The following is a 15228-nucleotide window of genomic DNA, read 5'->3' on the forward strand; positions in this document are numbered from 1 at the left end:
CCCCCCCCCCGCCCCGCCCCCCGCTTTGCCACCGGGGGGCGCGCGTTCCGGGTTCAGCAAATCACCACGAAGCTACGACGCTATCAATGACCGAGCGACTTGTTCGCTTGCGCGGCCGCCGCATTCAGCGCGGCAGCCGGCTGCGCCTTGCCGAGGTAGATCGACTGCATCGAGTCGGTCACGGCCTTCGCGGTGTCTTCCCAGCCGGTCACGGTCGGCGCGAAGTGGGCGGTCGGCAGCAGTGCGACGAATGCTTTGGTATCCGGATCGTTGAACGCCGGATCGGTCGCTTCGGCCTTCGTGGTCGGCAGGAAGCCTTCGGTCGTCGTGAACTCGACGCGCGGTTCCTTCGTGAACAGATAGTCGAGGAACTTCCATGCCGACTTCTTCACCTTCGAGTTCTTGAACATCACGATCGAGTCGGTGACGGCATAGGTGGCGTGCGTGGTGCCCATCGGAATCGGATCGATACCGTACTTCAGATTCGGCGCTTCCTTCTTGATCTGCTTCGCGAGAAACGGTGCCGAAATCATCATCGCGACGCGGCCCTGCTTGAACAGGTTCTGCACGTCTTCGCGGCTGTAGCCGGTCACGCCCGGCTGCGTGAGACCCTGGTCGATCATGGTCTTGTACAGCGTGGCCGCCTTGATGCCGGCCGGCGAATTGAACGCCGCCTTGCCGTCCTTGCCGACCACGTCGCCGCCGTTGGTCCACAGCGCGTAGTAATAGTAGACGTCGGTTTCGATTTCCTTGCCTTGCAGACCGAAGCCGGCGATGCCCTGCGCTTTCAGTTTCTTCGACGCGTCGATCACGTCGTCCCAGGTCTTCGGACCGTCGGGGTAGCCGACCTTCGCGAGCAGATCCTTGTTGTAGTACAGCGCGCGTGCGGACGCGGCGATCGGCAGGCCGTAGGTCTTGCCGTTGATCTGACCCGGCGCCAGGAACGGGCCGATGAAGCGGCCCTTGAAGTTCGCGTCCATATAGCCGTCGAGCGGCTCGGCCACGTCGTCCTTCACGAAGTCGAGCAGCCAGCGCGTGCCGACGATCGCGAGGTCGGCGTTGGCGTTGCCGGAGATGTCCGTTTGCAGCTTCTGTTGCAGCGTGTCCCAGTTCACGTCTTCGATCTTGATGGTCGTGCCGGGGTTGGCCTTTTCGAAGTTGCGGGCCATTTTTTCGAAGTACGGCGCGGTCGCATCGCTGTAGTGGGCGACAGTGACGCGGACCGTGTCGGCGTGAGCCGCGACGGCGATACCTGCAAACGCGAGCGCCACGGCAACTTTGCCGAGCGCGAGGGAAGCACGGGCATGCAACGACATTTCTCTCTCCTGTGTCGAACGGAGTTGGCGCTTTCGCGTTTGCTCCGGTCCCATCCTACGATGGTGGGGTGGTCTGCTGCCGTCGCCGGCCGCTTGGGTTGAATTGTTTGAAAAAATCCTACATGACGCAAAATTGCTTGTCACGTAGGGTCTGCGATATTTTTTCCCGGCTGGTTTTGTGCATATGATGCTGTAAAACAGGGGTATTCTTATCACGCGATGTCACGGATACCCAATCTTCGGGATGACTAGACAACTGCGTTGCCGTCAGGTTTGTAGGAAATTTACACGCTGCGAAGCTGCCGGGCGGCGAGATCGAGGAGCGAGGCGGACATGGATCGTGTGGTGTTGGTAACGGGCGCTTGCGGCGGCATCGGCAGCGTGTTGTGCAAGCGCTTCGTGGAGGCGGGCGATACGGTGCTCGCGCTCGACATCGACGCGGCCGCGCTGAGCGCGTTGACCGCGCAACTCGGCGCGGCGCACGTCACGCCGATCGCCGTCGATCTCGGCGATGCCGCCGCGGTGCAGCAAGCAGTGGCCGCCGCGGTCAGGACGCGCGGCCCGGTGGACGTGCTGGTCGCGAACGCCGGCGCGGCGTTGGGCACGACGCTCGCCGCCACGGATGCCGCAAGCTGGCAGCGCGATATCCATCTGAATCTGAACGGCACGTATCACACGGTGGAGGCGGTACGGGCGTCGATGATCGAACGGCAGCGCGGCGCGCTGGTGCTGATCGGTTCGGTGAACGGCATGGCGGCGCTCGGTCATCCGGCGTACAGCGCGGCGAAGGCCGGACTGATCAGCTACACGAAGTCACTCGCGATCGAACTGGGCCGTTATGGCGTTCGCGCCAACATCGTGTGTCCGGGCACCGTGAAGACGCAGGCCTGGCAGGCGCGTGTCGACAAGAATCCGCAGGTCTTCGAGGATCTGAAGAAGTGGTACCCATTGCGCGACTTCGCGACACCCGACGACATCGCCGATGCGGTGCTGTTTCTCGCGTCGCCGATGGCGCGCGTGATTACCGGCGTCGCGTTGCCGGTCGACGGCGGTCTGATGGCGGGCAATCGTCTGATGGCGGAAGAACTGACGCTTGAATCGCTTTGAACCGCTACTCACACCCGGATCAACGCAGCAAGACAATGAGGACAGCATGGCAGCAGTGCAACTGAGCGGCATCTTCAAGCGCTACGGCGACACGCAAGTGGTACACGGCATCGATCTCGACATCGACGACGGCGAGTTCGTCGTACTGGTCGGGCCGTCGGGCTGCGGCAAGAGCACGCTGATGCGGATGGTGGCCGGACTCGAAGAGATCAGCGGCGGCGATCTGATGATCGGCGGCACGCGGGCGAATGCGCTCGCGCCGCAGCAGCGCAATATCTCGATGGTGTTTCAGAGCTACGCGCTCTATCCGCATCTGTCCGTCTACGAGAACATTGCGTTCGGTCCGCGTATTCGTAAGGAATCCTCGGCGAGTTTCAAGCCGCGTATCGAAGCCGCCGCGAAAATGCTGAACCTCGGCGACTATCTGGACCGCTTGCCGCGTGCGCTGTCCGGTGGTCAGCGGCAACGCGTGGCGATGGGCCGCGCGGTGGTGCGCGAGCCGTCCCTGTTTCTGTTCGACGAACCGCTGTCGAATCTCGACGCCAAGCTGCGTGTGCAGATGCGCACGGAAATCAAGGCGCTGCATCAGCGACTGAAGAATACGGTGATCTACGTCACGCACGATCAGATCGAAGCGATGACGATGGCCGACCGCATCGTCGTGATGAACGCGGGGCGTATCGAGCAGATCGGGCGTCCGCTGGAACTGTACGACCATCCGGCGAATCTGTTTGTCGCGAGCTTCCTCGGCTCGCCGTCGATGAATTTTGCCGAAGGCGTGATCGTGAATCGCGCGCAAGGGCAGGGTCTCGCATTGAAACTCGCCGACGGCGCCGAGATCGTTCTGGAGAGCGTGCCCGCCACGGCCACGCCCGGCGCGAAGGTCACGCTCGGTGTGCGGCCCGAACATATCGAAACCGTCACGCAGACGCCGGACGCCGTGCTCGAAGTCGAAGTGGTCGAGCCGACTGGCGCGGAGACGCACTTGTACGGGAAAATAGGCGGCAACACGTGGTGCGTGACGACGCGCCAGCGCTCGCAGGTCGAGCCTGGCCAGCGCGTGACGCTGCGCTTGCCGGCCGGGCATATTCATCTGTTCGATACGGAGAGTGGACGCAGGCTGGTCTGAACCGCGTGTTGCCGCTTGAATGCTATTCAAGCCGATTGAAGCTGATCGAAGCTGCGAGCGACGCGGATTCATTTAACCCTCAAGGAACACCGGGTGTCCGCACCGAACTTGATTCCCCACATCCGCAGCGCACTTGCCAGTTTGCGGCCCGCCGAACGCAAGGTCGCCGACATGGTGTTGAGCGACGTCGACTTCGCGATGCGCGCGAGCATCACCGAACTCGCGCAGCGCGCGGAGGTGTCCGAGCCTTCCGTCACGCGCTTTTGCCGCGCGATCGGCGCGCATGGGCTGCGCGACTTCAAGATGCAACTGGCGCAGAGCGTGGCGGGCGGTCTGCCGTACGCATCGACGGCGGTGGCGCGTGACGACGACGTGCAGACCTTGATGGACAAGGTCGGCGAGGCGGCGATCGACGGCATTACGCATGCTTGCGGCGCGCTGGACCCGGCGGTGGTCGAGAGTGCGATTGCGGCGTTGTCGAGTGCGGGGCGGGTGTTTTTCTTCGGCGTGGGTTCCGGATCGGGGCTCGTCGCGCAAGATGCGGCGTTGCGGTTCTTGCGAATCGATATCGCGTCCACGGCGTTTACCGACGGTCATTTGCAGCGGCTGTACGCGGGCCTGATGGAACCGGGCGACGTGGCCTTTGCGATTTCGCATTCGGGCCGCAGCGTCGAAGTGAACGAGAGCATTCAGATTGCCAAGGAGCGCGGCGCGACCACGATTGCATTGACCAACGTCGGTTCCCGGCTTGCGTGGCTCGTCGATATTCCACTGCTGCTGCGCGTGCCGAGTCCGGTCGATCCGAATACGCCGGGCGTGTCGCGGCTCGTGCATCTGTGCATCATGGACGCGCTCGCGATTGGCGTCGCGCTGAAGGCGGGACCGAAGACGCTCGAGAAGATGCGGCATGCGAAGGCGAGGCTCGCATCGCATGGGCCGGAGGATGCGGGCAATTGAGTGCTTCTTCAGCCCCCGTCAGTTGCGGGCATCCAGCCAAACCTGCGCGACAACCTCGACGCCGCTGCACGCAACGTCTGCGCAGGGCCGCCCGCCAGCTCGCTATCGAAACTCCCGCTCGGTCCCATTAACGCCAGCACGAGACAGATGCTGCCGGTGTGGTCGAACACCGGCGCAGCCAGGGTGCTGATGCCGGGCACGGGGCGGCTCAATGCCGTATCGATGCCGTCCGCGCGGATCTGCGCGAGTCGTTGCGCGTAGGTTGGGCTCGCCGGCGCGAATTCCGGTTTGTCCGCAACGGGGGCGCCAGTCCCCACCCCCGCCAGTCGCAAATGATCCTGCGCGAGCAGACCCGTGCGAACATCATCCGCGACATACGCTGCGAACACGCGACCGATCGCCGTGTTCACCAGCGACAGCACCGTGCCGACCCGCAAGCTCACATGCAACGGGCGCGCGGATTCCTCCAGCCGCACGACGGTCGGCCCGAGCGGCCCGAGCACCGCCATCGCCACGCTCATTGCCGTCGACGCCGCCAGCTCGACCACTTCGGGCTCCGCTTCGCGCGTCGGCGACAGCCTTTGCAAGCCGATCAAACCCAACTCCAGCGCGAGCGGTCCGGCTTCGAAACAGCCGGCCGCATCGCGATTGAGCAGGCCGATTTTCAGCAGGCTCACCAGGTGCGGAAATGCCTTCGCCGGCGGCATGTCGGCCGCCGCCGCCAGATCGCGCAAGCTCAACGGCCGCGCCGCGGTGACCAGCGCAGTCAGCAACTCGCCCGTGCTATCGAGCGACTGGATGCCGCGCTGCGGTTTCGCATCGGCGGCTGAATGGGGCGAGCGGTCGGCAGAGTCGGTCACGATACGGAAGAAGCCGTCAGAGAAGGTGCGGTCGCCAGTTCGGCGCCGATATCGTGGGCCGCGGCAAGCAGTGCGCGAGCGGTCGGGCCTTCGACGGCGACATCGATTGCGCCGGTCGAGCCGATCACCGTCAGCGCGAGCAGCAAGCGGCCGTCGCCGTCCAGCACCGGCGCGCTCAGGCTGCTGATGCCAGGGCTCGGCGCATCCACGCTCGATTCCAACCCGCGCTGGCGAATCCCGTTCAACGCCGCCGCGAAAGCGGCGCTTTCGCTGGGTGGCGTCATCGCGCCGTCGGCCGTGCCCGACTGATTCGCCCACATCCCGGCCAGCGCGTCGCGCGGCGAAAACGCGCAAAACACGCGTCCCGTCGACGTGGCCGGCAGCGACATCACCGTGCCCACATGCAGATTGACGTGCAGCGGAAACCCCGCGTGCTCATAACGGACGATGGTCGGCCCCTGCGGCCCGGCAATACAGATGGCGACGCTGAATCCGATCGTTTCCGCCAGCGCCGCGACGCGCGGCACGGCGGCGCGAAACGCCGGCTGATTTTCGAGGTGCAGCAAGCCGAGCCGCAGCGACAGCGGTCCGGGTTCATAACGGCCCGACAGTTCATCGCGCTTGATGAGACCCAGACGGCTCAGGCTCACCAGATAGGCGTGAGCCTGTCCCGGTGCGATTTGCGCGGCGCCGGCGAGATCGGAGAGCGCCAGTGGCGTGCGTGCCTGGGCGAGCGCGAGCAACACCCGGCCGCCCACTTCGACGCTCTGAATGCCGCGCTGAGTTTTACCGCCGTGCGCCGGCTCGTCGCCGCGCGCGCCTTTGCCCGTGGCCGGTTTCGCTGCTTTGCTCACACCTGCGCTCGTCCGTAAAAAGGGTCCATCTTAATCGAATGATCGTCCCTCCCAGCTTTCATCTTAGGCGTCTTGAAATTTGCGTATAGCGATACATTTCGCTATTGACAAAAAATCGCGGCGCGCCATAAGATGCATTCACCCCGACACACCGACGCAGTCACAGAGTCAAAAACGGGGCGAGACAATCCTCCATTACCGTCAGCCGGCGCTTTCCGTGCGCAGCCGGCCGTCGTCTCGCCTCACGTCCAACTTTTGAGGGAGACAAGCATGGCAAAGGCATTCGCATCCCAGGCCGACCTGGAAGTCAAGCAAGTCACGTGGACCAAGCTGTCCGAGAACGCCTACGCGTACACCGCGGAGGGCGACCCGAACTCGGGCGTGATCATCGGCGACGACGGCGTGTTGATCGTCGACACCACCGCGACGCCGGCCATGGCGCAAGACCTCATCGCCAAAATTCGCGGCGTGACTGACAAGCCGATCAAATACGTCGTGCTGTCGCACTACCACGCGGTGCGCGTGCTCGGCGCGTCGGCCTATTTTGCGGAGGGCGCGCAGCAGGTGATCGCGAGCCGCGGCACGTACGAGATGATCGTCGAGCGCGGCGAGGCCGATATGAAGTCGGAGATCGAACGCTTCCCGCGTCTGTTCGCCGGCGTCGAAACGGTGCCGGGCCTGACCTGGCCGACGCTCGTGTTCGAGAAGGAAATCACGCTGTTTCTCGGCGAGCTCGAAGTGCGCATCGCGCATCTCGGCGCGGGTCACACGAAGGGCGACACCGTGGTGTGGCTGCCGTCGCAGAAGGTGCTGTTTTCCGGCGACCTCGTCGAGTACGACGCAGCCTGCTATTGCGGCGACGCGCAGCTCGAACAATGGCCGGCGACGCTCGAAGCATTGCGCGCGTTGAAGGCCGACAAGCTGGTGCCGGGGCGCGGCCCTGCGCTGACGACGCCGGAAGACGTCGACAAGGGTCTCGATTACACGACGGACTTCGTCACCACGCTGCTGCAACAGGGCCGTGAAGCCGTCGCGCAGAAACTGGATCTGAAGGCTGCGATGGCGCTCACGCGTCAGGCGATGGATCCGAAGTTCGGCCACGTGTTCATCTACGAGCATTGCCTGCCGTTCGATGTATCGCGTGCTTTCGACGAAGCGAGCGGCATCACGCATCCGCGCATCTGGACCGCGCAACGCGACAAGGAGATGTGGGACGCGCTGCAAGCCTGACGGCCACGGAGAGATGGACGGAGACATGACATGAGCATCAACTACCAGACGCTGTCGTTCGAATACCAGCCGTGCCGCGAACAGCGCGAACAATCTGCTGCGCAGCAGGCGCTCCACCCGGTGATCGTGGTCGGCGCGGGACCGGTGGGCCTCGCTACCGCCATCGATGTCGCGCAGCAGGGCGTGCGGGTCGTGCTGGTCGACGACGATTGTTCGTTGTCCACGGGATCGCGGGCGATCTGCTTTTCGAAGCGCTCGCTCGATATTTTCGATCGTCTGGGATGCGGTCAGCGGATGGTCGACAAAGGCATTAGCTGGAACGTCGGCAAGGTGTTCCTGAAAGACGAGCTGGTGTACACGTTCAATCTGCAACCGGAAGCGGGGCACCACCGGCCCGCGTTCATCAATCTGCAGCAGTACTACGTCGAAGGGTTCCTGCTCGAACGCGCGCAGGAAATGCCGAACCTCGAGATTCGCTGGAAGAGCAAAGTGGTCGGCGTCGAGCAGAGCGGCACGGCCGGCACGTGCGAGGCCGGCGTGACGCTGACGGTCGAAACGCCCAGCGGACAGTATCCGTTGCACGGCCGTTACGTGGTCGCCGCCGACGGCTCGCGCAGCCCGATGCGCAAGCTGATGGGACTCGATAGCAAGGGGGTGACGTTCAAGGACCGCTTCCTGATCGCCGACGTGAAGATGGAAGCGGACTTTCCGACCGAGCGCTGGTTCTGGTTCGATCCGCCGTTTCATCCGAATCAGTCCGTGTTGCTGCATCGTCAGCCGGACAACGTGTGGCGAATCGATTTCCAGTTGGGATGGGACGCCGATCCCGTGCTGGAAAAAACGCCGGAACGGGTGATTCCGCGAGTGCGCGCACTGCTCGGGCAGGACGCGAAGTTCGAACTGGAATGGGTCAGCGTCTACACCTTCTCGTGTTCGCGGATGGAGCGCTTCCGCCACGGCAACGTATTGTTTGCCGGCGACTCGGCGCATGGCGTGTCGCCGTTCGGCGCGCGTGGCGCGAATAGTGGCGTGCAGGACGCGGAAAACCTCGCATGGAAGCTGGCGATGGTGCTCGCCGGCAAAGCATCCGACGGATTGCTCGACACGTATGCAAGCGAACGCGAATTCGCCGCCGATGAAAACATCCGCAACTCGACGCGCTCCACCGATTTCATTACGCCGAAGAGTCCAGTGAGCCGCGTGTTCCGCGATGCCGTGCTAAAGCTGTCGCGGCATCATCCGTTCGCGCGTCAGTTGGCCAATAGCGGCCGTCTCTCGGTGCCGGCTGTGTTGCGCGATTCCCCGCTGAATACAGCGGACCGTGACAGCTTCGACGGCGCGATGGTGCCGGGTGCGTCGTGCGTCGATGCGCCGGTTCAGGTGGGCGAGCAGCCGGGCTGGCTGCTGCAGCAAGTCGGGCAGCAATTCACCGGTGTGCTGTTTTGCGGCGAGCAGGGCGTCGATCCGGCGACGCTGGCCGCGTTGGATGTGTTGCGTGCGGGACCGATTCCGTTGAAGCTCGTCGTGGTGACTCGCGGTGATGCGCAAGCTGGGGCGTGGCGGGGTTTGGGGGTGGTCCACGACACCGAAGGTCTCGCTAGCGCGCGCTACGACGCGACGCATGGGACGTTCTATCTGATTCGGCCGGATCAGCATGTGTGTGCGCGTTGGCGGCAAGTCGATGTGGACGCCGTAGGACATGCGCTGAAGCGAGCGCTGTGTGTCGCAGGCACCGCCTGAGCGAATCAGCAAACAAGCAGGAGACAGACATGGCACTGAACACGCAACCGAACCTCGCTCGCCCCGATGATTTCTACGAGGCGCTGATCGACATGCATCGCGATCTGGATGACGCGCAGAGTCAGTCGGCCAATGCGCAATTGATCCTGCTGCTCGCCAATCATATCGGCGATCACGCGACGCTGATCGAAGCGATGCAGCATGCGCGTGAAGGCGCGGCGGGTGTTTCGGTGCGGGGCGCGCAGGCGCATTCGCTGGCGGCTTGAGACTACGCGAGGAAAGCCGCACGCGTGGCAGCCGAGTCGCGCTTGTTTTTCCGCAAATCCTCGTAGGCCGTCCGCGCCGTCAGGATCGGTTTTGATTTCGATATGCCGCTGGACGACACGTTGGCATGCCTAAACAATGACAGGCGTTTTCCATGCGCTAATCCGTCAATTGCCCCAATGCCAAACCCTTCGGCCACCCGAACGTGCGCACCAGCGTGAGCGGCTGCGCGAGCGCGACTGCCGCGCGAATCTTGCCGCTCATCGGCAGATCGAGCACATGCCAACGGCCGTGTTCCGCGAGATCGAATGCGCAACTCGCGATATCGCTCGACAGCAGATCGCCGTCGATATCGACCGGCGCATAACGCAGCGCATTGCAGAGGCTGCCATAGCGAGCGCGGCGGCGCGATTTTTCCGGCGTCTCGTCGGGCGCTGCGCCGGGCGATGGCACGACGACGCTCAGGCCGAGCGTCACCGACGCCATTCCGATCACGATCCAGATTCCGCCATACGCGATATCGATGGTGACGCCGTGACCATCATGAGGATGGCGAGCGTGCAGTTTCTCGCTGCCGTCGTCTTGCAGATCAACGACGCGCGGCTCGCACTCGAACAGATGGCCGACGATCCAGCGCGCTACCACGCGCCCGCCGATAAAGCGTTTGCGCAGTGCGGCGTTCGGATGCAACCGCGCGCGCTCGCGCTCTGTCTTCGAAAGCCAGCTCTCGCCTTCCTGTACCGGTACGGGCAACCATTCGCAACGAAAGCGCCATAGATGCAGTTCGCCGGCACGCGGCGCGGCGGTTTTGCGCGGATAGTGGCGCGTCAGCGGATGCGACAGGAAGGTGGGGGCCGCTGCAGCGACGATGGCGTGCTCGACGCGAGCAGGCTGCTGAACGTGTTCGGCGAGCGCGCGTGCTGCCGGGAATTCAATCGCGTCTTCAATCGCGCATGCGTCGCCGCTGTCACGCACCGGCGCGGATGAAGCCGCCAGTGCAGCCAGATCCAGTTCCAATGGCATGGGCTTGCGTCCTCAATGCATATACGTGACGCGTCGCGCTTGCACGTCGAGTTCCACACCCGCGTCGAGCAGATCGATGGCGAACCAGCGAATCAGCTTCAGCACGCCGCTCACCGCGGGCGCGGGCAGCCATTCGGCCAGCATGCGCAAAGCCGCGCCGCTATGCGTCTTCTGCAGCAAGGCGATGGTTTGCAGAATCACCGCTTCGTCCTTGCCGAGATCGCTCGCGCAACGGCAACGCATGTCGAGCGGACGGTACGACACGTGCATCAGCGAACGCATCAGCAGATCGAAATGTTCGATGCCGTCCTGACGCAAGCCGACGCCGCTCAGAATGTCGCGCCAGTGCACGGCGCCGCCGCGCGCGGTCTCGCAGGCCGGCCGCAGCCAGGTGCGCACGGCGCTCAGCACTGTGCGCTCGGGCGCGTCGGTGGTGTCGGGCTGATGATCGTCGATCAGTTCGGGACGGCTGCTGTATTGAGAGCGAAAGTTCATCGATGCTCCTGAATGGACACAGTCCAAAGCGTCGCGCCGGCCAGATGGAACGGTGCCGCGTCGCAGGCCAGCGCATGTCGCGTGCGACGGATCGGCGATGACGCAAGCGTGCGTCATATCGGATGCCTGGAGCGCACGGCCTGCCTCGGCGTGATGCCCGTGCGATCGGGTGCGCTCATCGGTCAGGCTGGCTGCGGCGGCCGCCATTCGCGCACATGGTCGCGGCGTGAGGCTCGCGTGGGAGTCTGTCCCGGCGATTTCGGCGTACCGACGAACAGGAAGCCCAGCAGGCGCTCGTTCGATGCGAAGCCCAGCGCGTCGTGCAGACGCGCTTCGTAGCTGTCCGGCCCCGTGGCCCAGAAACCGCCGTAGCCGAGCGCGTGAATGGCGTTCAGCATGTTCATCGCCGCCGCGCCTGCCGAGAGCAACTGCTCGACTTCGGGCACTTTCGGATGCGGCCTAAGCGCCGCGCCGAGCGCGATTATCAGCGGCGCGGCGAACGCCTTCTGCCGACGATGCGCGTGCGCGGAGCGCGGCTCGCCAGGCGCGCGGCCGCACGCGAGGTCGACCAGCAGATCACCGAGAGGGCCGCGTGCGTCGCCGCGAATCGTCACGAATTGCCATGGGCGCAGATTGCCGTGATCGGGCGCGCGCAAGGCGGCATCGACGATCAGGTCGAGCTCGGCGTCGCGCGGGCCGGGTTCGGTGAGCGGCCAATGGGATTGGCGCGAGAGCAGTACGTCGAGCGCTGCGGGCGCATCGGGCGAAGTCGCGATGGCGGGCGAGGCCGTCGTTGAGCAGGCGGTTTCAGTCTCGGCGCGGCTGAGGTCGAGCGTCGTCATGATTTCTTGTTCGGCAAATGGCATGGGGTGAATCATGAGCCAAATCGCTAGTAAATGCAAATCATTCGCATTTAGATGGGTGCGGTTAGTTTGGCCTCATGCCTGGAACGCGGCGGCGGCGCGGCGTCGCTCTTCGCCCGGAAGATCGTCGGCTAGGGGCGTGAGATGCCCGCAGTCTGAGGACGGGCCGCGTACCCGTGTCCAATAAAGCAACTAACGGTCAGACGCGCCAGCCACTCCCGGATATGATGGCGACGTGCCGCATGAAGCCTTATCGCCAAACCGTCTCGCAGGATTTTCAGCCCACTCACGCCAGCCAATGCCGCCCAGTTCACTCGACACCGCCTCGCACTCCAGTTCCACCGACGCGGCGCAACGCCTGCCCACCTTGATGCTCGCCGCCGCGCTGTCGCTAGGAAGCGCGATCGCGTTGGGGCTTGCGCGCTTCGCGTACGCGCTGCTGTTGCCGTCGATGAAACTCGACCTCGGCTGGAGCTTCGCGCAAGCCGGCGCGATGAACACCGCCAATGCGCTGGGTTACCTGCTCGGCGCGCTGGCTTTCCCGCGACTCGCGCGCCGCTGGTCGGCCGGTGCGCTGTTCGGCGGCGGCTGCGCGGCCACTGCGCTGCTGATGGCCGGCAGCGGACTGCTCGCCGACACGAATTCCCTGCTCGTCTTGCGCGTGATCACCGGTGCGAGCAGCGCGGCGATCTTCATTAGCGGCGGCGTGCTGGCCGCGCGGCTGGCGTCGGCGAGTCCGCACGACGCAGGGCTCGTGCTCGGCCTGTACTACGGCGGCACGGGATGGGGCATCGTGGCGTCATCGGTGCTGGTGCCGTTGACCATCTTCAATGTCGCGCATGGCTGGCAATTCGCGTGGTTCGCACTGGCGGTGGCGTGCGCGGCGTTCTCAGCGGTGGCGATCGGCGCTGCGCGCAAAATCGAGAGCGTGCATGCGAGCGGGGTGTCGGCCGCACGCGCGAGCGCCTCCGACGACGCGCCACGTTGGCCGCGTTTCAGTGCGGCACTGACGGGCTATGGATTGTTCGGCGTCGGTTATATCGGCTACATGACCTTCATCGTTGCGCTGCTGCGCAATGCCGGCATGAGCGCGGCGGTCGTAACGGGTTTCTATCTGCTGCTCGGTGTGGCGACGGTGGTGTCGGCTCGCGTGTGGTCCGGGCTGCTCGACCGGATGCGCGGCGGCCAGGCGCTCGCGGTGCTCAACGCCTTGCTCGCGGTGGCGACGCTGCTGCCCGCGCTGTTCACGCAGCCGTGGGTAGCGTTCGTGTCCGGCGTGCTGTTTGGCGCGACGTTTCTGTCGGCGGTGGCTTCGACGACGGCGTTCGTGCGCCACAACTTGCCCGTGAGTCACTGGGCCAAGGGGATCAGCGCATTCACGATCGTGTTCGCGTTTGGGCAGATCGTCGGGCCTATGGTGATCGGGTGGGTATCGGATGGAGCGGGGCTGGCGCGCGGGCTGGTTTATTCCGCGTTCCTGCTCGGGCTCGGTGCGGTGTTGGCCGCTTGTCAGAAGCCGTTGCGTGGCGCGTGAGCCGGTGTCTGCACGGCGTTAACTGACGGCACCCGGGCTTACGTCGCCGTTGGTTGTCGCCGGATAGTACGCTGTCGTCCGCCTGAAATCCGCTCAATTGAAGCGGGATTCCGTTCGCCTATTCCAACCTGTAGTCCCTGATTCGAACGAGTTCGATGCGATAGTCGCGCGCCTCGCTTTCCCGAGGCGCCGACCGGACCGATGTCAGGGGCTAGTTCGCGGCCACGGCAATCTGCAACGACTGCACGCCTCGCAGATTATTGCGTTTGTGCCAGACCAGCTGATCGAGGTTGACGGGCCGCATATCGGGGAAACGCGCGAGCAGGCACGTCATTGCCGCTTCCATTTCGAGCAGCGCAAGCCGCGCGCCGAGGCAATAATAAATGCCTCCGCCGAACGACAACGACGCCGTGCTACTTCCACGATGAAAATCGAGCTGATCCGGATGGGAGAAAACGGCCGGATCGCGATTGGCCGCGCCGATCAGCATGAACACGATCGTGCCGGGCGAAAGCGTCTCGCCGTCGATCACCACTTCTTCGAGCGCCGTGCGCACGACCATCTGCACCGAACCGTCATAACGCATGCATTCCGTGACCGCCTGCGGGATCAAGGCCGGATCGCGCTTCAACTCGTCGATGTGGGCAGGTTGACGGAACAGCGCCACCATCGCATTGCCGATCATGTTCGAGGTGGCCTCGTGGCCGGCAATGAACAGCAGGATCGTGTTCGAGACGATCTCGTCGTCTTTCAGTGTCACGCCGTCGTCATCGACGCTTACGAGCGCGGAGATGAGGTCATCGCCGGGATTGAGGCGCCGTTGTTCGATCACCTGCTGAAAATACCGTTCGAGCGTCGACACGGCTTCGTTCGCTTCGGCGAGCATAGACTCGTTGAGCGGTGCAAGGTCGAATGCCGAGACGAGGCGGCTCGCCGCCGCGCCGAGTTCGGTGCCGTCGGCGGACGGAATGTGAAGTTCATTGTGTCCTGATGCTCCAGCAAGTCGATCGACGGCGATGCCCGGTTTAAGCACCGGGTTTAACCACCCATACCACCCGGCAAGCCCGTTTATTCCACTGTACCCGCGACGCATGCACAGAGAAGTCTCGCGACAGCGGCGGCGCGCTCTTTTGTATCGCAATGTATCTGCGCCATGCACGGGTACATAACGTTGCACAGCCGGTATTCGCCGACACACGCCAGATACGTCAGCGAGGTCTAATACTTCCAAGCCAGACGACCTGGCTAGCAGACCAGAACGCAGACAGGTGTTTGCGGAAATCAAATTCTCTTTGAGGTGGACATCATGAAACTGATTCAATCGCTCGTCGTTGCCGCTGTCCTCGCCGTGCCGGCTTTGTCGTTCGCGCAATCGAACCAGCCGCTGACTCGCGCCGAAGTGCGCGCGCAACTGGTCGAGTTGCAAAGCGTCGGCTACAACCCCGCTAGCGACGAAACGCAATACCCGAAGAATATCGAAGCAGCCGAGGCGCGCCTGAGTGCACAGAAGAGCGTGTCGGCGTCGTCGTATGGTCCTTCCACTGCCGGTACGTCGGCAGCGGGCTCGCGTGATGCGCAAGCGGACGTTATCGGCCTCGGTCCGATCTACGCAAAGCCCTGAGCAGTGAGCCGGTTGACTACGTCAATCGAGGCGCCAGACGGCCCTATCGATTTGCATCGCGGCACCGACCGCGGTGCGCCATGCCGGGCCTCGCGACGCGAGCCCGCTTCCCTTTCGCACGAACTCAGTCAATCTCGCCTGACCCAGAATAAGGAGAATGATCATGTCGGACCAGATTAATACGCGGCGTCGCCGTTTGCTAGGGGCCACGGTTGCGGGTTTCAGTTTGCTGGAA

16 protein-coding genes are annotated in these 15228 nt (G+C 64.0%); 8 read left to right on the top strand and 8 right to left on the bottom strand.

What is annotated here, in order from left to right:
• Positions 1-83: 83 nt before the first annotated feature.
• Positions 84-1316, bottom strand: a complete 1233-nt coding sequence (locus PQQ53_RS34415; RefSeq protein WP_408147378.1) for an ABC transporter substrate-binding protein — start codon at positions 1314-1316, stop codon at positions 84-86.
• Positions 1317-1649: 333 nt separating this feature from the next.
• Here PQQ53_RS34415 and PQQ53_RS34420 point away from each other — a divergent pair, with 333 nt between their 5' ends.
• The 3 genes from PQQ53_RS34420 to PQQ53_RS34430 all read left to right on the top strand — a co-directional run bounded on the left by PQQ53_RS34420 (position 1650) and on the right by PQQ53_RS34430 (position 4509).
• A complete protein-coding gene (locus PQQ53_RS34420; RefSeq protein WP_408147380.1) occupies positions 1650-2423 on the top strand; it encodes an SDR family oxidoreductase in 774 nt (257 codons plus the stop codon).
• A 46-nt stretch (positions 2424-2469) separates the two neighbouring features.
• Entirely contained in the window at positions 2470-3552 is a 1083-nt protein-coding gene (locus tag PQQ53_RS34425; RefSeq protein ID WP_408147382.1) for an ABC transporter ATP-binding protein, read from the top strand.
• Between the two features lie 93 nt (positions 3553-3645).
• Positions 3646-4509, top strand: coding sequence for a MurR/RpiR family transcriptional regulator (locus PQQ53_RS34430; protein WP_408147384.1), 864 nt, complete (start codon positions 3646-3648; stop codon positions 4507-4509).
• 8 nt (positions 4510-4517) lie between these two features.
• On the opposite strand, the gene PQQ53_RS34435 is transcribed toward PQQ53_RS34430, so the two are convergent.
• Positions 4518-5369: an IclR family transcriptional regulator gene (locus PQQ53_RS34435; RefSeq protein WP_408147386.1), complete on the bottom strand. Its 852-nt coding sequence runs from the start codon at positions 5367-5369 to the stop codon at positions 4518-4520.
• Complete coding sequence (locus PQQ53_RS34440; protein ID WP_408329120.1) at positions 5366-6223, bottom strand: IclR family transcriptional regulator; 858 nt, start codon at positions 6221-6223, stop codon at positions 5366-5368. The genes PQQ53_RS34435 and PQQ53_RS34440 overlap by 4 nt, the downstream gene beginning before the upstream one ends.
• 270 nt (positions 6224-6493) lie before the next feature.
• On the opposite strand from PQQ53_RS34440, the gene PQQ53_RS34445 reads away from it, so the two are divergent.
• The 3 genes from PQQ53_RS34445 to PQQ53_RS34455 are packed head-to-tail and all read left to right on the top strand — an operon-like array spanning position 6494 to position 9459.
• Positions 6494-7453, top strand: coding sequence for an MBL fold metallo-hydrolase (locus PQQ53_RS34445; RefSeq protein ID WP_408329123.1), 960 nt, complete (start codon positions 6494-6496; stop codon positions 7451-7453).
• Between the two features lie 30 nt (positions 7454-7483).
• Positions 7484-9193: an FAD-dependent oxidoreductase gene (locus PQQ53_RS34450; protein ID WP_408329126.1), complete on the top strand. Its 1710-nt coding sequence runs from the start codon at positions 7484-7486 to the stop codon at positions 9191-9193.
• 29 nt (positions 9194-9222) lie between these two features.
• Complete coding sequence (locus PQQ53_RS34455) at positions 9223-9459, top strand: DUF2783 domain-containing protein (RefSeq protein ID WP_408147394.1); 237 nt, start codon at positions 9223-9225, stop codon at positions 9457-9459.
• 157 nt (positions 9460-9616) lie between these two features.
• Here the strand turns inward: PQQ53_RS34455 and PQQ53_RS34460 are convergent, their stop codons facing one another.
• The 3 genes from PQQ53_RS34460 to PQQ53_RS34470 all read right to left on the bottom strand — a co-directional run bounded on the left by PQQ53_RS34460 (position 9617) and on the right by PQQ53_RS34470 (position 11817).
• A complete protein-coding gene (locus PQQ53_RS34460; protein WP_408147403.1) occupies positions 9617-10480 on the bottom strand; it encodes a 4'-phosphopantetheinyl transferase family protein in 864 nt (287 codons plus the stop codon).
• Positions 10481-10492: 12 nt separating this feature from the next.
• Entirely contained in the window at positions 10493-10975 is a 483-nt protein-coding gene (locus PQQ53_RS34465; protein ID WP_408147405.1) for a hypothetical protein, read from the bottom strand.
• 182 nt (positions 10976-11157) lie between these two features.
• Positions 11158-11817 carry a nitroreductase family protein gene (locus PQQ53_RS34470; RefSeq protein WP_408329129.1) on the bottom strand — a complete coding sequence of 220 codons (660 nt, stop codon included), beginning with the start codon at positions 11815-11817 and terminating at the stop codon, positions 11158-11160.
• 319 nt (positions 11818-12136) lie between these two features.
• On the opposite strand from PQQ53_RS34470, the gene PQQ53_RS34475 reads away from it, so the two are divergent.
• The gene (locus PQQ53_RS34475; RefSeq protein ID WP_408329132.1) at positions 12137-13372 is read left to right on the top strand and encodes a YbfB/YjiJ family MFS transporter; all 1236 of its coding nucleotides are present in this window, start codon (positions 12137-12139) and stop codon (positions 13370-13372) included.
• Between the two features lie 211 nt (positions 13373-13583).
• Here the strand turns inward: PQQ53_RS34475 and PQQ53_RS34480 are convergent, their stop codons facing one another.
• Positions 13584-14693: a cytochrome P450 gene (locus PQQ53_RS34480; RefSeq protein ID WP_408329135.1), complete on the bottom strand. Its 1110-nt coding sequence runs from the start codon at positions 14691-14693 to the stop codon at positions 13584-13586.
• On the opposite strand from PQQ53_RS34480, the gene PQQ53_RS34485 reads away from it, so the two are divergent.
• Positions 14679-14993: a DUF4148 domain-containing protein gene (locus PQQ53_RS34485; RefSeq protein WP_408147413.1), complete on the top strand. Its 315-nt coding sequence runs from the start codon at positions 14679-14681 to the stop codon at positions 14991-14993. The genes PQQ53_RS34480 and PQQ53_RS34485 overlap by 15 nt on opposite strands.
• Positions 14994-15014: 21 nt before the next feature.
• On the opposite strand, the gene PQQ53_RS34490 is transcribed toward PQQ53_RS34485, so the two are convergent.
• Positions 15015-15228, bottom strand: a 214-nt coding sequence (locus PQQ53_RS34490; RefSeq protein ID WP_408329138.1) for a hypothetical protein, incomplete at its 5' end; no start/stop codon positions are given.

This window comes from Paraburkholderia strydomiana, from assembly GCF_046030495.1.
GTDB classification, from domain to species: domain Bacteria; phylum Pseudomonadota; class Gammaproteobacteria; order Burkholderiales; family Burkholderiaceae; genus Paraburkholderia; species Paraburkholderia strydomiana_A.

Bases quoted from the DNA above. Each gene is read 5' to 3' on its own strand.
- PQQ53_RS34415 (WP_408147378.1), bottom strand. From the start codon at position 1,316: ATGTCGTTGCATGCCCGTGCTTCCCTCGCGCTCGGCAAAGTTGCCGTG.
- PQQ53_RS34420 (WP_408147380.1), top strand. From the start codon at position 1,650: ATGGATCGTGTGGTGTTGGTAACGGGCGCTTGCGGCGGCATCGGCAGC.
- PQQ53_RS34425 (WP_408147382.1), top strand. From the start codon at position 2,470: ATGGCAGCAGTGCAACTGAGCGGCATCTTCAAGCGCTACGGCGACACG.
- PQQ53_RS34445 (WP_408329123.1), top strand. From the start codon at position 6,494: ATGGCAAAGGCATTCGCATCCCAGGCCGACCTGGAAGTCAAGCAAGTC.
- PQQ53_RS34450 (WP_408329126.1), top strand. From the start codon at position 7,484: ATGAGCATCAACTACCAGACGCTGTCGTTCGAATACCAGCCGTGCCGC.
- PQQ53_RS34455 (WP_408147394.1), top strand. From the start codon at position 9,223: ATGGCACTGAACACGCAACCGAACCTCGCTCGCCCCGATGATTTCTAC.
- PQQ53_RS34460 (WP_408147403.1), bottom strand. From the start codon at position 10,480: ATGCCATTGGAACTGGATCTGGCTGCACTGGCGGCTTCATCCGCGCCG.
- PQQ53_RS34465 (WP_408147405.1), bottom strand. From the start codon at position 10,975: ATGAACTTTCGCTCTCAATACAGCAGCCGTCCCGAACTGATCGACGAT.
- PQQ53_RS34470 (WP_408329129.1), bottom strand. From the start codon at position 11,817: ATGACGACGCTCGACCTCAGCCGCGCCGAGACTGAAACCGCCTGCTCA.
- PQQ53_RS34475 (WP_408329132.1), top strand. From the start codon at position 12,137: ATGCCGCCCAGTTCACTCGACACCGCCTCGCACTCCAGTTCCACCGAC.
- PQQ53_RS34485 (WP_408147413.1), top strand. From the start codon at position 14,679: ATGAAACTGATTCAATCGCTCGTCGTTGCCGCTGTCCTCGCCGTGCCG.